A 16658-nucleotide genomic window follows, 5' to 3' on the forward strand; every position below is an offset into this window, starting at 1 on the left:
ATTCAACCTGTGGATACTACCACAACAGGCCGTTTTCCGCCTCCCTTTACGGGGATTTTACCGGCACAAATCAGGAACTTAGGGGGTTGCCGGCCAGCGGCCGGCACTATCGGGGGCGGAGGTCACGCCGCCCCTCCCCTGCGCTTCAACCGCCGAAGGCGGCGCGCATGTTCTCGGCGGTCGGGTTCAGGATGACCCCGCGCTCGGTCACGATGGCGTCGATCAACTCGCCCGGGGTGACGTCGAACACCGGGTTCCAGGCGGCAATGCCCTCGGCGACGGTACGGGTGCCACCCACGCCGTACAGCTCACCCGGGTCGCGCTGCTCGATCTCGATCTGGCTGCCGTCCACGGTCTCCATGTCCACGGTCGAGGACGGTGCCACCACCATGAACCTGACACCGTGGTGGCGGGCGGCGATGGCCAGCTGGTAGGTGCCGATCTTGTTGGCGGTATCGCCATTGGCGCAGATGCGGTCCGCGCCCACGATCACCCATTGCACGGCACCGGTCTTCATCAGGTGCGAGGCGGCGGAATCGGCAATCAGGGTGGCATCGATGCCATCCTGTTGCAGCTCCCACACGGTCAGGCGTGCACCCTGCAGCCACGGCCGGGTCTCGCCGGCGAACACGCGGGCGATGCGATGCTGGGCCATGCCGGCGCGGATCACGCCCAGCGCGGTACCGAAGCCTGCAGTGGCCAGCGAGCCGGTATTGCAGTGGGTCAGCACGCCACTGCCGGCCTCGATCAGGCCCGCGCCCAGTGCGCCCATGTGGCGGTTGGCGGCCAGGTCTTCCTCGGCGATGGCCTGCGCTTCCGATTCCAGCAATGCCTTCCAGTCGGCGCCGGCGGCGTTCAGGCAACGGCGCATGCGTGCCAGCGCCCAGGCCAGGTTGACCGCAGTCGGGCGCGATGCGTTGAGGCGCTGCAGGGCCGGTTCCAGCTGCTGCAGGGCGTGCGCACCATCGACGGCCTGCACCGCGCGTGCGGCCAGCACGACACCCCAGGCAGCGGCAATGCCGATTGCCGGCGCGCCACGCACGGTCAACGCGTGGATCGCGCTGGCAACCTCGTCGCTGTCATGACAGACCACGTGCTCGACCACGAACGGCAGCTTGCGCTGGTCCAGCAGTTGCAGGGCATCGCCGGTCCACAGGATCGGGCGGATGTGGTCGTAACGGGCGTAGTCGATGTCAGAGGCAGTGTTCATGGCCCCATTGTAGGGCCACGCCCGGCAGGGTTGGAGACTGCCGGGGCTCAATTCACCGAGAATTCGGCGCGGCAGCCGCCGTCCACCCAGATCCCGTTGCGGTTCCAGCCCCAGGTGCTGCCTTCCTCGCAGGGCGTGCTGGACAGCTGCTCGGAGACCACGGCGCCAACGGAGATGCTGGCACCGCAGAAACGCCGCTTCTTCGACTTCGATTCGCAGGTCAGGCGGCGCGGCATGTCGACGAAGCGGCCATCGTCATCGGCCACCTCGAAATCGCCCTGACAGCCACGACTGGTCCAGACTTCATTGCGCTTGTAGCCCCAGCCCTGCCCTTCGCGGCACGGCAGTACCGACAACTGGCGCAGCAGGCGCACCGGCGCGCCATCGAGTCGTACCGGGCAACTCTGCGGACGGCCATTGGATTCACAGCGCACCACGCGGCGCACCAGGCGCTTGCCTTCGTTCGCTGCCGGTGCGGCACCCGCGGCACGGCGCGCGCGGAACTCGGCACGGCAGCCCAGGGTGACCCACACGCCACTACGGTCGGTGCCCCACTCGCTGCCACGGATGCAGCTGTTGCTGGACAGCTGGCGCACCAGATCAACGCCGTTGGCGACCTCGATATCGCAGTGCATCCAGCCCATGTCGCGTGATTCGCAGGTCACCACTTCGTCGTCGTAGCCCACCTGCTGGGCCGACGCCGGCGACGGCAGCCAGGCACCCCAGAGCGCAATGGAGTACACCGGTGCAGCGACAACCGCGAACCACTTGACCAAAGCCTTCCCCAGCAGGAATGGATGAACTGCATGCCAGTGTCCGGCATTGGCCGTGATAAGAGCATCATCCTGCTTACCGACGCAAGCGCACAGAACCCGCGTTTCGTTCAGCCTGCGATGTTCAGCAACACGCGAGCGTCACGCGTGGGCGAAGTCATAGGCCAACACGTCGGCGATGCGCGGCGTGCGGTTCATCGCCATCAGTAGCCGGTCCACGCCCACCGCCACACCCGCGCAGGCCGGCATCGAGGGCAGCGCAGCCAGCAATGCTTCGTCCAGCGCCGGCTGCACCTGGCCGCGTTCGTGTCGGCGCTGCAGGTCACGCTGGAAGCGCGTGCGCTGCTCCTGGGCGTCGTTCAGTTCGTGATAGCCGTTGGCCAGCTCCACCGCGCCCAGATACAGCTCGAAACGCTCGGCCAGCGGCGGCGTGCCCGAACGGATGCGGGCCAGCGCGGCCTGGCTGGCGGGCCAATCGTGGACCACGGTCATGACCGCGTCATCGAACTGCGGCTGGATGTGGTGGGTCATCAACAGGTCCAGCCAGTCATCACGGGTCAACCCGACCGGGTCGATGTGCACGTCGCCAAGCGCAGCACGCAGCGCGGCTTCGTCGGCCTCGAACGGATCCACGCCCACGTGCTGCTGGAACAGCTCGCGGTAGCTGAGCACGCGCAGGGTCGCACTGCGCCCGACCAGGGCCAGCGCCTGGCCGACCAGTTCGGCGGTTTCCTGCACCAACCGGTGGTGGTCCCAGCCGACCCGGTACCACTCCAGCATGGTGAATTCCGGGTTGTGGCGGCCGCCGGCCTCGCCGTTGCGGAACACCCTGCCCAGTTCGTAGCAGTCGCCCACGCCGGCCGCCAGCAGTCGCTTGAGCGGATACTCCGGCGAAGTGCGCAGCCACCGACGACGGCCACCGGCATCGACATGGCCGGTGAAATCGGTATGGAAGCTGTCGATGTTCGGCTCGGTGTTGCCTGCCACCGACAGGATCGGCGTTTCCACCTCCAGCACATCGCGCTCGGCGAAGAAGCGGCGTACCAGCGCATTGAGCGCGGCACGCTGCTGCAGCGCGCGCAGCAGGCCCTCGCTCACAGGATGCCCTCCGGGCGCGGATGGTCGAGCGGCAGGGTCAGCAGATCGCGCGTGTCGTCGATGTAGCCGCTGGCCAGGTACAGGCGGCGGGCCAGTTCGTTGTGGTGGTTCACTTCCAGGCGCAGGCGGCTGACGCCACGCCCGCGAGCGCGCTGTTCACAGATGGCCAGCGCCTGCTTGCCGCGACCACGACCGCGCGCGCGATGGCTCAGGTACAACTCGTCCAGCAGCATGAAATGGCCGCCCTGCTCCAGGCTGAAGCCCATCGCGATCACCGCGTAGCCAACCACCTCGCCCGCCTCGTCCAGCCACAGCAGCACTTCGCCATTGCGCGGATCGGCCAGCAGCGCATCCACGCCGCCACGCACGCGCGCGTCATCGAAGTCGATCCTGTCTTCGGCGTAGAACTCACGCATCAGCTCGATCAACAGTTCTTCGTCGGCACGGGTGGCCAGGCGGAAATCCAGCGGGGCGGTCTGCATCGGTGTTCCTTTGTGTTTCATGCCGGGCGCCAGGCACCCGGCGGGGTCATCATTCGTGTTCGGCGAGGTAGGCCAGCAGGCGGTCTTCGTCCCACACCGGCACGCCCAGCGATTGCGCCTTGTCCAGCTTGGAGCCGGCCTCGGTACCGGCCACCACGAAGCTGGTCTTCTTCGACACGCTGCCGGAAACCTTGGCACCCAGCGCTTCCAGGCGTTCCTTGGCGGCATCGCGGGTGAGCTGGGCCAGGGTGCCGGTCAGCACCACGGTCTGCCCATCCAGCGGGCCGGCCACGATCTCGGCCAGCGCTGGCGCCTTGGCCAGGATCTGCTGCATCGCCTTCTCGGCCGCCAGCAGCATCGCGCCATGGCCATCGGCATCGAGCCAGTCGGCCAGACCGCGCGCAGTGTCGTCCGGCAGGCCGGCGTTGACGAACTGGCCATGCTCGGCATCCAGCACCGCCTGAGCGCCCGGCAACGCAGCCGCCAGTTTCTCCGCACGCAGGCGGGTAATGCCGGGGATTTCCGATTCAACCAGCAGCTGCGCCAGATCCAGGCCTTCGCGCAGCTTGGCGCTGGGCGCGTGCACATCGCTGATGCGCACTTGCCCGACCTGCAGCAGGTCATCGATGGCCTGCTGGTTGCCCTGCTGCTCGAAGAAATGGCCGAGGGAACGCGCAACTTCGCCACCGATGTCCGGCACACGCTTGAACAACGGCCACGGCAGGTGGCGGATCAGCTCCAGGTCACCGAACCACTGCGCCAGCGCCTTGGCCGTGCTCTCACCGACGTGCTCGATGCCAAGCGCGAACAGCAGGCGCTCCAGCGTGGCCGCACGACTGGCGTCGATTGCCGCGATCAGGTTGTCGGCCCATTTGGTGGCGATCTTCTTCGTGTTCCATTCGAAGCTGGCCGGCTGCGCCAGCGCCTGCGCGCGCCACGCCGGATCGTTGCCATCCAGCTTGAGCACCGCATTGAGCACCGCGCCGCTGCCTTCGGCCGGCAGGTGCAGCTTCAGCGCGGCGGCCAGTGCGGAAGGGTCCTCGGCATCCAGCACCAGCTTCAGGTGCAGCAGCTGGTCGCGGTTGAGCCGGTACAGATCAGCCACGCTCCTGACGATGCCGGCGTCGACCAGGGTTTCGATGTACTTGTCGCCGAGGCCGTCGATATCCATCGCACGACGCGAAGCGAAATGGGCAATCGCCTCCTTGCGCTGCGCCGGGCAGGACAGTTCACCCGAACAGCGCCATGCGGCGGCACCTTCCTCGCGCACGATTTCCGAGCCGCACACCGGGCAGCGCGTCGGCATCTGCCAGGGCGAGGTGCCCTGCGGGCGGCGGTCGAGGATGACGCTGACCACTTCCGGAATCACGTCGCCCGCACGGCGCACGATCACGCTGTCACCCACGCGCACATCGAGGCGCGCGATCTGATCGGCGTTGTGCAGCGTGGCGTTGGACACGATCACGCCGGCCACAGCCACCGGCGCCAGCCGTGCGACCGGTGTCGCGGCACCGGTGCGGCCGATCTGGATCTCGATCGCTTCCACCGTGGTGCTCTGTTCCTGTGCCGGGAACTTGTGCGCGATGGCCCAGCGCGGCGCGCGCGAGACGAAGCCCATGGCCTGCTGGCCGGCGCGGTCATCCAGCTTGTAGACCACGCCATCGATATCGAACGGCAGGCCGTCGCGGCGCTCGCCGATGTCACGGTAGTAGCCGAGCAGGCCGTCGGTGCCTTCCACCACCTTGCACAACTCGCTGACCGGAAAGCCCCAGGCACCGAGCTGGGCCAGCGTGCCCGAATGGGTGTCCGGCAGCTCGCCGCCCTGCACTTCGCCGGTGCCGTAGGCGAAGAAACTGAGCCTGCGCTGCGCACTGATCTTCGGATCGAGCTGGCGCAGTGAACCGGCTGCCGCGTTGCGCGGGTTGGCCAGCACCTTGCCGCCCTGCTGGCGCGCGCGCTCGTTGTAGGCCTCGAAGTCGGCGCGGGCCATGTAGACCTCGCCACGCACCTCCAGCACGTCGGGCCAGTCCTTGCCGTGCAGGCGCTTGGGAACATCGCCGATCTCACGCAGGTTGGCGGTCACGTCCTCGCCGGTACTGCCATCACCGCGGGTTGCGCCGAGTACGAAATGACCGTCCTCGTAGCGCAGGCTGATCGCCAGGCCGTCCATCTTCGGCTCGGCCGAGAACCGCAGGCTGCGACGGCCCAGGCGCTCATCGATGCGGCGCACGAAGTCGGCCACTTCCTCATCGCTGAAGGCATTGGACAGCGACAGCATCGGCACCGCGTGGCGCACTTCGGGGAAGCGGCCGGACGGGCGCGCACCGACCTGCTGGGTCGGGCTGTCCGCACGGGCCAGTTCCGGGTGCTCGCGCTCCAGCGCTTCCAGCTCGCGCACCATCCGGTCGTAGTCGACGTCGGGGATCTCCGGCGCGTCCAGCTCGTGGTAGGCGCGGTTGGCCTGGGCGATCTGCCGGCGAAGGTCTTCGGCGCGTTCGGCGGGGCTGGGGCTCATCGGGATCCGGTGGTTCTGGGATGGCCGGGGATTCTACCGCGCCCGGCCGTCAGGCCCTGTAACGCCGCCGCCTTTCGTAGCGTCGAGCTTGCTCGACTGGCGCTCCCCCGCTCTGGTAGGTGCCAACCTTCGTTGGCACATCTGCGGTCGAGCATGGTTCGACTCCACGAAAAGCAGCTTGCCGCCCACCCCCCACCAGCGCTAGCGTGCGACGGTTGCCCCTCGGAATCCCACCCGTGCCCCTGCCTGCCTCCCGTCGACGCTTCCTGCAACTGGCCGGTGCCGGCCTCGCCGTCGCCAGCAGCGGCCTGCCGCAACTCGGCCAGGCCCAACCCGCGGCCGCCGTCGCCGCGCCGCCTGCCGAAGGCGCCGTACTACTGAACTTCAACGAATGCCCGTACGGCCCCTCCCCCGCCGCCCAGCAGGCGGCGCGCGACAGCATCGCCAGCTGCGGCCGCTACCGCTTCGCCCTGGCGGCACAGGTACGCGATGCCTTCATCGAGCAGGCCCGCATCCCAGCCGACCATGTGCGGCTCTATCCGGGCTCCAGCGAACCGCTGAACCGCGCCGCCACGTTGTGGACCGGCCCGCAGGCGGGACTGGTGGTGGCCGACCCGACCTTCGAGACGCTGGGCGAGGTCGCTGCCGCGCATGGCGCGCACGTGCAGAAGGTGCCGCTGCGCAATGACGGCGCACACGACCTGCGTGCGATGGTCGCAGCCGCGCACGCGCGCCCGACCGGGCTGCTCTACGTGTGCAATCCGAACAACCCGACCGGCTCGATCAGCCCACCGGATGAGCTCGCCTGGCTGCTGGCCCACAAGCCCGCGTCCACCCGCGTGCTGGTCGACGAGGCCTACCTGCAATACAGCGAGCAGCCCAGTCTGATCGAGCAGGTGACACAGCGCGACGATCTGATCGTGCTGCGTACGTTCTCCAAGCTGTACGGCATGGCCGGCCTGCGCCTGGGTGTAGCGGCCGCACATCCCGAGCGTCTGCGCGAGCTGGCCAGCCTCGGCGACAACCCGCTGCCGGTGCCCGCGCTGGCGGCGGCGCTGGCCAGCCTGCACGATCCGCAGCTGATTCCGCAGCGTCGCCTGCAGAACGCCAAGGTGCGCCAGGCCACCATCGCATGGCTGGGCAAGCGCGGTTTCAGCTGCCTGCCGTCGGAGGCGAACTGCTTCGTGGTCGACGTGCAACGCGACGGCAGCACGTTCGCCAAGGCGATGGCCGACAACGGCGTGGTGATCGGGCGCAGCTGGCCGATCTGGCCGCAGCGCGTGCGCGTAACCGTCGGCAGCGAGGACGAGATGGCCGCGTTCCGCCGCGCGTTCGCGAAGGTGGCCGGCGTGCCGGCCTGACCCTGTTGGTGGGGGCGAACCTTGGTTCGCCCTATCCACGCATGGCGTGGATCTACTGTTGTGGGTGCCGACCGTTGGTCGGCACACCCCAAAAAATGCCTTTACCAGCGCGGGGTCTTGGTCAGCGGCGGGGCCTGGTGCTGGCGGTCGTAGGCGCGCAGCTCGTCACGGATGTGTGCGATGCGCTGGCGGCCCAGGGCGTTGCGGCTGTCATCCAGCACCACGCCATCCAGCAGTTCGGCCATGCGCTGCACGGTCGGCAGCATCTTCTCCCAGGCGTCCAGCGCGGTCAGCGGCGCCGGCAGGGTCAGGAAGAAGGCGATGGCCGGGGTTTCCATGGCACGGATGTTGGCCATGTCGAAGCTGCCCGGCTTCATGATGCTGGCCATCGAGAAGATCGGGCCGCGCTCGGGGTGGCCTTCCACCAAGCGGTGGAACACGTTCATGTGGCCGAACACCAGGCCGGTCTTCTCCGCCGCCACCACGATGTCTTCGCCGCGCAGCTGCTCGCCGGCCCGGGCGGCCACGAACAGCGAAACGATCTTGTCGAAATCCTGGGTGGCGCGCTTGCCGAGATCGCTGGCGCCCGGATCGGTATCGGCCAGGCCGAGTTCGGCCTGCTCGCCTTCCGTGCCCATGCCCGGTTCGACGCGGCCATCGGCCACGACAACGCCGTCCTCGCCCAGGACCGGTTCGCGGCGCTCGCCGCTGGTCGGTTCCGCGCTGTCCACGCGGCGCCCCTGGGGCTTCTTCTTCGGACGGCCAAACAGGAAGATCGCGGCGATCAACAGCAGGCCGGCGGCCAGGATGCCGATGCGCAACAGTGCCGTGTCGGACATTCGATAGGTTCTCCGGCTAGTTCATTCAGGTAACTAGGATGGCACGTCAGGCCGCGCCCGCCAATCGCGCGGCTTCTTCCAGGTCCACGCTGACCAGACGGCTGACGCCCGGTTCGCGCATGGTCACGCCCGACAGCTGGTGCGCGGCCTCCATCGTCGCCTTGTTGTGGCTGACGAACAGGAACTGCACCTTCTCGCTCATTTCCTTGACCATGTTGGCCAGCCGGCCGACGTTGGCTTCATCCAGCGGCGCGTCCACCTCGTCCAGCAGGCAGAACGGCGCGGGGTTCAGCTGGAAGATGGCGAACACCAGCGCCACTGCGGTCATCGCCTTCTCGCCGCCGGACAGCAGCGAGATGCTGGACACGCGCTTGCCCGGCGGGCGCGCCATGATGGTCACACCGGTGTCGAGCAGGTCTTCACCGGTCAGTTCCAGGTAGGCGTGGCCGCCACCGAACAGGCGCGGGTACAGCGCCTGCACGCCGGCATTGACGCGGTCGAAGGTGTCCTTGAAGCGGCCGCGGGTCTCGCGGTCGATCTTGCGGATGGCATCCTCAAGGGTTTCCAGCGCCGTGGTCAGGTCGGTGTGCTGCGAATCCAGGTAGTCCGAACGCTGCGAGGCCTCGCCGTACTCGTGGATGGCGGCCAGGTTGACCGGCTCCAGCCGGCGCATGCGGCCATCGATCTGGTGCACGGTCTGCTCCCAGTCGCCCAGGCGGGCGTCCTCGGGCAGTGCGTTGAGCACGTCCTGCAGCACGAAACCGGCCTTCTCCACCGCGCCCTGCAGGGTGTCCGCGCTGAGCACCAGCGCCTGCTGGTCCAGCTTGCGCTGCGAAATACGCTCGCGCTGGGCCAGCGCCTGTTCGTCGCGCTGGTGACGGGTCTGCTCGTAATTGCGCAGCTCGGCGTCGATGCCGTCCAACAACGTGCGCGCTTCGGTCAGCACGCGATCAGCCCGCACGCGCTCTTCCAGTGCATTCTGATGCTCGGCCTGCAGCGATTCGACCGGCGAATCACCTTCGTCCAGCTGTGAATGCAGCTCACCCAGTCGCGAATCCAACTGCCCTCGCTGGGTACCCATGCGCTCCAACGCCTGGCTCAGTGAAGCGAGCTGCGCACGCTGCGATTCCAGGGTCAGGGCCAGCGAATGCGAGCGCTCGCGCACCGCACGTGCGGCGTCGCGGGCCAGGTCGCGGGCCTCGGTCAGCTGGCGGCGCTCTCCCTCCAGCCCCTGCCGGGTCGATTCCAGGTCACCCATGCTGCTGACCGCGTTCTCCAACCGCGAGCGCGCTTCACGCGCCTGCTCGTTGTTGGCTTCCAGCGTTTCCTGCAGCTGCTTCAGTTCGCCTTCGATGCGGTCGATGCGGGTACGCGCCGCTTCCACCTTGCCCTGCTGGCCCTGCAGCTGGCCAGCCAGCTCGGACACCGCACGATGGGCCTGGTACAGCTCACGCTGCGCGTCTTCGCGCTGCTGTTCAGCCGCCTGCAACTGCTCGCGGAAACCACCCAGCTGTTCTTCCAGCTCGGCCTCGCGATCCTGCAGCTGTTCGATCTGCTCGCGCAGCTCGTTGATCTCGCGTTCGCGCAGCAGCGCGCCCTGCTGGGCTGCACCGGAGCGCGACACGCGCAGCCAGCCCTGACCCAGGCGTTCGCCACTCTGGGTGATGATCGAATCGCCTTCCGGAAGGCTGGCCTGCAGGGCCTTCGCCTCGGACAGGTCCTTGGCACCATGCAGGTGCGCCAGCAGGCGACGGATCGCGGCCGGGCCGCGCACGCGTGCCGCCAGCGAAGTCGGTGCAGCCTTGACGTCGGCACCCGCACTGGCGACCAGCGCAATGTGGCCGTCGCCGAGTTCGCCGAGGGCATCAACCAGGCTGCCCGGGTCATCGACCAGCACGCCTTCGATCAACTGGCCGAGCGCGCTTTCCACCGCATTTTCCCAGCCGGCATCGACGTCCAGGCGTTCGCCGACACGCGCCGCCGAATCCAGCCCGCGCGCCTTCAGCCACGCCACGGCCGCGCCCTGCTCCTGGCCCAGCGCGGCCTGCTGCAGGGTTTCCAGCGAAGCCAGGCGACCGCGCAGGCCGTTGGCCTGCTTGCGCAGTTCGGCCAGTTCGTTCTGGCCATTGCGCTGCTGTTCCTGCACTGCCGCCACGCCCTGCTTGCGCAGTTCGACGTCTTCGCTCAATTCATCCAGCGCGGTCTTCTGCGTGTCGTGCTGCAGGTGCAGCTGCTCGAAGGCTTCTTCCAGCGCGTCCACGTCCAGCCCGGCGCGCTCGGCGGCCAGAGCCTCGCGACGGCGGTCGGCATCGAGGATCTGCTTGTCCAGGTAGTCCACGCGCGTGCGCTCGACATCGCCGGCGCGCGAGGCCTCCGAACTCTGCGAGGTGTGCTGTTCCCAGCGCTGCTGCCAGCTGGCCAGCCGGTCTTCGGCCTCGCGCAGGCTTTCCTGCTTGATCTCGTTTTCTTCCTGCAGCTCCTCCAGCTGCGGGGTGGCGGCCTCGACCGCTTCGTGCAGCACCATCAGCTTGGCCTCGTCGCCGCTGATGTGCTGGCCCAGTTCGGCCAGTGCCTGGCGGGTTTCATCGCGTGCCTTGTGCAGGCGCTGCGACAGCTCGCGCTGGTGCTGGATCTGCTGTTCCAGGCGCGCCAGCGTGCTGCCGACCTGGTAGACCGCAGCCTGCGCGGTGTTGAGCGCGTCGGCGGCCTCTTCGCGTCGAACGCGCGAGGTCTCGATGCGGGCCTCGGCGTCACGCTGGTCGGCGATCAGCTGCTGCAGCTTCGTCTCTTCCTGCGACAGCCCTTCGCGCAGCTTGGACAGGCGACCGTCCAACCCGCGGAACTCCAGGGCCTTCCACTCGGCATCCTTGACCCGGCGCTCTTCCTGCAGCGCCTGGTACTGCTCGGCCTGCTTGGCCTGGCGCTTGAGGTGTTCGAGCTGCTTGCTGATCTCGTCGCGCAGGTCGCCCAGCCGGTCCAGGTTCTCGCGGGTGTGGCGGATGCGGGTCTCGGTCTCCTTGCGGCGCTCCTTGTACTTGGAGATGCCGGCTGCCTCTTCCAGGTACACACGCAGGTCTTCCGGCCGCGCCTCGATGATCTGGCTGATCATGCCCTGCTCGATGATCGAGTAGCTGCGCGGGCCCAGGCCGGTGCCGAGGAACAGGTCGGTGATGTCGCGGCGGCGGCACTTGGTACCGTTGAGGTAATAGTTGCTGGTGCCGTCGCGGCTGACCGTGCGCTTGACCGAGATCTCGTTGAACGAGGCGTACTCGCCCGAGATCGTGTGGTCCGAGTTGTCGAAGATCAGCTCGACGGTGGCCTGCGAGACCGGCTTGCGGGCATTGGAACCGGAGAAGATCACGTCGGTCAGCGAGTCGCCGCGCAGGCGGCTGGCCGAGCTCTCGCCCATGACCCAGCGCACGGCGTCGATGATGTTCGACTTGCCGCAGCCATTGGGCCCCACCACGCCGGTCATGTTGGTCGGCAGGTGCAGGGTGGTCGGATCGACGAACGACTTGAAGCCGGACAGCTTGATCGTGGAAAGACGCATAGGGGTTCCGGACTGGGGCCGGCAAGCGGCCTGCGTTTACCCTCCAAGTCATTGATCCTGTTGGGATCGATGCCCGTGGAACGGGTGTGACGCCCTGAGTATACCGATGTGGCCGTGTTCTACGAATGGGCGTGGAACATTGTCCAGCCCTACCCCGCCGGCCGGACGTGGCCCGACGCCACGAAACGGAGCCATAAAACAAAACGGGCACCCTTGCGGGCGCCCGTTCTGCGGTGATTCCAGGCCTTGCGGCGTGGGATCAGGCTTCGGCGACGACGACGACCTTGACGGTGGTCTCGACGTCGGCGTGCAGGTGGACCAGCACGTCGTATTCGCCGATGTTGCGGAAGGCGCCTTCGCCCAGGATGACTTCGCTCTTGCTGACCGGCAGGCCGGCAGCGGTGAAGGCATCGGCGATTTCGCGGGCGCCGACCGAGCCGTACAGCTTGCCTTCGGTCGAAGCGTTGGCCGGGATGGTCACGCTCGCGCCTTCCAGCTTGGCCTTGCGGGCGTCAGCGTCGGCGTGGATGGCCTGGGCCTTGGCTTCGTATTCGGCGCGCTTGGCTTCGAACTCGGCCTTGTTGCTCTCGGTGGCCGGAACGGCCTTGCCCTGCGGCACGAGGAAGTTACGGCCGTAGCCCGGCTTCACGTCGACCAGGTCGCCCAGGTTGCCGAGGTTGGTGACTTTCTGCAGGAGGATCAGCTGCATGGTATTGCTCCAGATGAGTTATTCGTTAGCGAGGCGATGCCCCGCAACAAAGGCTGTCCGAATAGCTGGCACAGCGGGGGCGGCACCGGGCCGCCCCGCCGGGCATCAGACGTCGTGGTTGTCGGTGTACGGGATCAGGGCCAGGAAGCGAGCGCGCTTGACGGCGGTCGCCAGCTGACGCTGGTACTTCGACTTGGTACCGGTGACGCGGCTCGGCACGATCTTGCCGTTCTCGGTCAGGTACTGGCGCAGGGTGTTGAGATCCTTGTAGTCGATCTCCTTCACACCTTCAGCCGTGAACTTGCAGAACTTGCGGCGACGGAAGAACTTGGACATGGGAAGGCTCCTTAGGCGGCGGAAGCGGCGTCGTCGCCGGCTTCGTTGTCAGCGGTGGTGGTGGACTCGCCTTCTTCGTCGTCACGACGACGGCGCTCACCGCGCTCCGGCTTGTCACCCTTCTCGTCCTTGCTCTTCATGATCAGCGACTGCTCGGTGTCAGCCTCGTCACGCTTGATGACCAGGTTGCGCAGCACGGCGTCGTTGAAGCGGAAGCTTTCGGTCAGTTCGTTCAGAACGGCCTGATCGGCTTCGATGTTCATCAGCACGTAGTGGGCCTTCACCAGGTTCTGGATCGGGTACGCCAGCTGGCGGCGGCCCCAGTCTTCCAGACGGTGGATGGTGCCGTTGCCGTTCTCGACCAGCGACTTGTAGCGCTCGATCATGGCCGGGACCTGCTCGCTCTGGTCCGGGTGGACCATGAACACGATTTCGTAATGACGACTCATGTTTTTTCTACCTTTCGGATGTGGCCTTGCGGCCGGACAGCCCCCCGCCGTTGAGACCGCGGTGGGGCAAGGATTCCCGCCAGGAAGGCAGGAAGCCGCGCATTATGCGGCAAGCGGCGCCACCGGGCAACCGGGCGGGAACCGGGCAACCTGAACGGGAGCGCCGCACCATGTCCGGCACGTGCTCATCCCAGATCGACGTGAAGGCGATGCTGGCCGCATTCCAGGCACTGGAACAGGCAGCCGACCATCATCCCGTCCCGGCTCAGATGCTCCAGCACCCAGTCGGCGTCGCGCGGATTGATCTCGACCACGTCAGGCCGGACCTGGTCGAGGATCGGCAGCAGATCGTCGCTGCCGGCGTAGCCGAGGAAGGCGCAGGGCCGTTCGCAGTGGCTCAACCAGACCGATTGCTGCCAGGACGAGTAACCCGGGGTGCGCTCGCAGATCTCCAGCAGCAGCTCACGGGCGATGGTCGGCGGCGGATCGGCCGGATCCGGGGATACCCCCTCGATATCGCTCCAGCCGGTGAATTCACCCTCGTAACTGGCCGCTGCCCCGCCATCGGCGATACACCAGGGGCACAGGTAATCGGGACGCAGGCGCGTGTAGAACGGCCCCCGGTAACGAAGCGTCCGCGGTTGCCCGCAGCAGTCACAGACCCCGTCGACCTCTTCGAAGGAGAGGGCGTAGGCATTGGGGTGATAGGTGAAAGCCGGTCGTTCCATCCTCGGGATCCCTGCCGAGCCCAGCGTGCCGACCAAGGTCGGCACCTACCAGAGCACGCCTTGTCAGCGCAGGGCCATGCCCGGCGGCCGGCCCTCAAGCCTTGTCGGCGTCGGTGGTGAAGCTCTCGCCGCAGCCACACTCGGCGGTGGCGTTCGGGTTGCTGAACGTGAACGTCTCACTCAGGCCATGCTTGCCGAAGTCGATCACGGTGCCGTCCACCAGCGCCAGGCTCTTGGCATCGACGTAGATCTTCACGCCGTCCTGGTCGAACACGGTATCGCCCTCGCGCTCGTCGCGGGCCAGGTCGGTGACGTGACCCCAGCCCGAGCAGCCGGTCTTGGTCACGCCGAAACGCAGGCCCAGCGCGCCGGGGGTCTGGGCGACAAAGCGCTGCACGCGCTCGAAGGCAATGGGGGTCAGGCTGACGGCCATGGGGCTACTCCAGAGGTACGGGGACATTATAAGGAGCCGTTGCCACGAAAAATGCCTCGCAAGCAGAACGCTGCAACCGGTAAACTCCCGTGTTCACAGATCGAGTCGATCAGCAGAGGATTCAAGTCATGACGGTGGTCAGCGTTGAACATGCGCTTGCCGGGAAGATCCCGGAAGGCGGCGAAGTCACGGTACGCGGATGGGTGCGCACGGTGCGCGGTTCAGCGAATCTGGCCTTCGTGAATGTGAGCGACGGCTCCTGCTTCGCCCCGATCCAGGTCGTGGCCGGCGACAGCCTGGCCAACTTCGATGAGATCAAGCGCCTGACCAGCGGCTGCTCGGTCATCGCCACCGGCACGCTGGTGAAGTCGCAGGGCAAGGGCCAGTCGTTCGAGATCCAGGCCAGCGCGCTGGAGGTGGTCGGCTGGGTCGAAGACCCGCTCACCTACCCGATCCAGCCCAAGCCGATGTCGCCGGAGTTCCTGCGCGAAGTGGCGCACCTGCGCCCGCGCACCAACCTGTTCGGCGCGGTCACCCGCATCCGCAACTGCCTGGCCCAGGCCGTGCACCGCTTCTTCCACGAGAACGGCTTCAACTGGATCAGCACCCCGATCATCACCACCTCCGACGCCGAAGGCGCCGGCCAGATGTTCCGTGTGTCCACCCTGGACATGGTGAACCTGCCGCGCGACGAGAAGGGCGCGATCGATTTCAGCCGCGACTTCTTCGGCAAGGAAACGTTCCTGACCGTGTCCGGTCAGCTGAACGTCGAGGCGTACTGCCTGGCGCTGAGCAAGGTCTACACTTTCGGCCCGACCTTCCGCGCCGAGAACAGCCACACCACCCGCCACCTGGCGGAGTTCTGGATGATCGAGCCGGAAATCGCCTTCGCCGACCTGGCCGAAGACGCACGCCTGGCCGAAGAGTTCCTGAAGTACCTGTTCCGCGCGGTGTTGAACGAGCGCGGCGACGACCTGGCCTTCATCGCCGAGCGCGTGGACAAGAACGCGATCACCAAGCTGGAAGACTTCATCAACGCGCCGTTCGAGCGCATCGACTACACCGATGCGGTCAGCCTGCTGCAGAAGTCCGGCAAGAAGTTCGACTTCCCGGTCGAATGGGGCCTGGACCTGCAGACCGAGCACGAGCGCTGGCTGACCGAGGAGCACGTCGGCCGCCCGGTGGTGGTGACCAACTATCCGGAACACATCAAGGCCTTCTACATGCGCCTGAACGACGACGGCAGGACCGTCGCCGCGATGGACGTGCTGGCCCCGGGCATCGGCGAGATCATCGGCGGCAGCCAGCGCGAAGAGCGTCTGGACGTGCTGGACGCGCGCATGGCCCAGTTCGGCCTGGACCGTGAGCACTACAGTTGGTACCGCGATTTCCGCCGTTATGGTTCGGTGCCGCACGCCGGCTTCGGCCTGGGCTTCGAACGCCTGGTGGTGTACGTCTGCGGGCTGTCCAACATCCGCGATGCGATCCCCTACCCGCGCGCCCCGGGCAGCGCGGACTTCTAAGCCCCACACGACCACGGAGGTACCGCTCCCATGACCCTGTTCTTCGCCCTCTGTTTCGTCGGCGTTGCAGTGGCCGGGTTCAGTGCCTTCGTGATCTTCTGGCCGCTGACCCTGGTGCACGTACGCGACCGCCATCCGGCGCTCGCCGAGCGCTTCGGCAGCGGCGCCTTCCTCAAGCCCGATGCCCTGGCCTGGCTGTTGCGCCGCGACTATCGCCAACAGCCGGACCGTTCGCTGTCCGGGCTGGCGACGCCGGCCTGGGTATCGCTGCTGACCCTGCTGACCGGACTGGGCATGGCCGCCCTGCTCTGGCTGGCCTCGCTCTGGTAATACCTCCATGAATGACATCTCCGCCTCGCGCGACAGCTGGTGGCTGGCCAGCCTCGGCAACACCCTGATCTGGGCGCGCCTGCGCGTGCGCCCGGCCGGCACCGCCGAGGTGCTCGACAGCGATGGCAACACGCTGAGCTATGACAGCGAAGACACCGCGCGTTCGCAGCTGTTCGACGCCGAATTCGTCGAGTACGACGGCCTGGACGAGGAAGACGCGCTGGTGCGCGGCTTCAGCCTGCACGAAGTGCAGCCGCCGCAGGCCGACAGCGACGAGGGCCTGCGTGGTCGCATGATCCAGTCGCTGGGCGGGCGCGCCTGA

The 16658-nt window shown here is 67.3% G+C and carries 16 protein-coding genes; 4 read left to right on the forward strand and 12 right to left on the reverse strand.

Annotated elements, in window-relative coordinates:
- Window positions 1-145: 145 nt before the first annotated feature.
- The 5 genes from mtnA to ligA all read right to left on the reverse strand — a co-directional run bounded on the left by mtnA (window position 146) and on the right by ligA (window position 6084).
- Window positions 146-1210, reverse strand: a complete 1065-nt coding sequence (gene mtnA, locus ACUZUJ_RS14075) for an S-methyl-5-thioribose-1-phosphate isomerase (protein ID WP_458219925.1) — start codon at window positions 1208-1210, stop codon at window positions 146-148.
- A 47-nt stretch (window positions 1211-1257) separates the two neighbouring features.
- Complete coding sequence (locus tag ACUZUJ_RS14080; protein ID WP_458219926.1) at window positions 1258-1986, reverse strand: DUF3011 domain-containing protein; 729 nt, start codon at window positions 1984-1986, stop codon at window positions 1258-1260.
- Between the two features lie 138 nt (window positions 1987-2124).
- The gene (epmA, locus tag ACUZUJ_RS14085) at window positions 2125-3081 is read right to left on the reverse strand and encodes an EF-P lysine aminoacylase EpmA (RefSeq protein ID WP_458219927.1); all 957 of its coding nucleotides are present in this window, start codon (window positions 3079-3081) and stop codon (window positions 2125-2127) included.
- The gene (locus tag ACUZUJ_RS14090; RefSeq protein WP_458219928.1) at window positions 3078-3563 is read right to left on the reverse strand and encodes a GNAT family N-acetyltransferase; all 486 of its coding nucleotides are present in this window, start codon (window positions 3561-3563) and stop codon (window positions 3078-3080) included. Before ACUZUJ_RS14090 ends, epmA begins: the two co-directional genes overlap by 4 nt.
- 49 nt (window positions 3564-3612) lie before the next feature.
- Window positions 3613-6084: an NAD-dependent DNA ligase LigA gene (ligA, locus tag ACUZUJ_RS14095; protein WP_458219963.1), complete on the reverse strand. Its 2472-nt coding sequence runs from the start codon at window positions 6082-6084 to the stop codon at window positions 3613-3615.
- Between the two features lie 230 nt (window positions 6085-6314).
- Between ligA and ACUZUJ_RS14100 the strand changes: the two genes are divergently transcribed.
- Entirely contained in the window at window positions 6315-7439 is a 1125-nt protein-coding gene (locus tag ACUZUJ_RS14100) for a pyridoxal phosphate-dependent aminotransferase (RefSeq protein ID WP_049443205.1), read from the forward strand.
- 101 nt (window positions 7440-7540) lie between these two features.
- On the opposite strand, the gene zipA is transcribed toward ACUZUJ_RS14100, so the two are convergent.
- From zipA to ACUZUJ_RS14135, 7 genes are all read right to left on the reverse strand, one after another.
- Window positions 7541-8278, reverse strand: coding sequence for a cell division protein ZipA (gene zipA, locus ACUZUJ_RS14105; protein ID WP_049443204.1), 738 nt, complete (start codon window positions 8276-8278; stop codon window positions 7541-7543).
- Between the two features lie 46 nt (window positions 8279-8324).
- A complete protein-coding gene (gene smc / locus ACUZUJ_RS14110; RefSeq protein WP_458219929.1) occupies window positions 8325-11828 on the reverse strand; it encodes a chromosome segregation protein SMC in 3504 nt (1167 codons plus the stop codon).
- Between the two features lie 259 nt (window positions 11829-12087).
- Window positions 12088-12537, reverse strand: a complete 450-nt coding sequence (rplI, locus tag ACUZUJ_RS14115; RefSeq protein ID WP_014037734.1) for a 50S ribosomal protein L9 — start codon at window positions 12535-12537, stop codon at window positions 12088-12090.
- A gap of 105 nt (window positions 12538-12642) precedes the next feature.
- A complete protein-coding gene (rpsR, locus tag ACUZUJ_RS14120; RefSeq protein ID WP_002804494.1) occupies window positions 12643-12873 on the reverse strand; it encodes a 30S ribosomal protein S18 in 231 nt (76 codons plus the stop codon).
- Window positions 12874-12884: 11 nt separating this feature from the next.
- Window positions 12885-13322 (reverse strand): 30S ribosomal protein S6, encoded by a 438-nt coding sequence (gene rpsF, locus ACUZUJ_RS14125; RefSeq protein ID WP_006452997.1) that lies wholly within the window; start codon window positions 13320-13322, stop codon window positions 12885-12887.
- A gap of 185 nt (window positions 13323-13507) precedes the next feature.
- Window positions 13508-14050, reverse strand: a complete 543-nt coding sequence (locus tag ACUZUJ_RS14130) for a CbrC family protein (RefSeq protein ID WP_458219930.1) — start codon at window positions 14048-14050, stop codon at window positions 13508-13510.
- A 94-nt stretch (window positions 14051-14144) separates the two neighbouring features.
- A complete protein-coding gene (locus ACUZUJ_RS14135) occupies window positions 14145-14483 on the reverse strand; it encodes a HesB/IscA family protein (RefSeq protein ID WP_006452998.1) in 339 nt (112 codons plus the stop codon).
- A 128-nt stretch (window positions 14484-14611) separates the two neighbouring features.
- On the opposite strand from ACUZUJ_RS14135, the gene asnS reads away from it, so the two are divergent.
- Genes asnS through ACUZUJ_RS14150 form a run of 3 tightly spaced genes read left to right on the forward strand, consistent with a single transcriptional unit; the run spans window position 14612 to window position 16658 of the window.
- Window positions 14612-16006 carry an asparagine--tRNA ligase gene (gene asnS / locus ACUZUJ_RS14140; protein WP_014037736.1) on the forward strand — a complete coding sequence of 465 codons (1395 nt, stop codon included), beginning with the start codon at window positions 14612-14614 and terminating at the stop codon, window positions 16004-16006.
- A 30-nt stretch (window positions 16007-16036) separates the two neighbouring features.
- Entirely contained in the window at window positions 16037-16336 is a 300-nt protein-coding gene (locus tag ACUZUJ_RS14145; protein ID WP_014037737.1) for a hypothetical protein, read from the forward strand.
- Between the two features lie 7 nt (window positions 16337-16343).
- Complete coding sequence (locus tag ACUZUJ_RS14150; protein ID WP_014037738.1) at window positions 16344-16658, forward strand: hypothetical protein; 315 nt, start codon at window positions 16344-16346, stop codon at window positions 16656-16658.

This window comes from Stenotrophomonas sp. S4 (assembly GCF_054187805.2).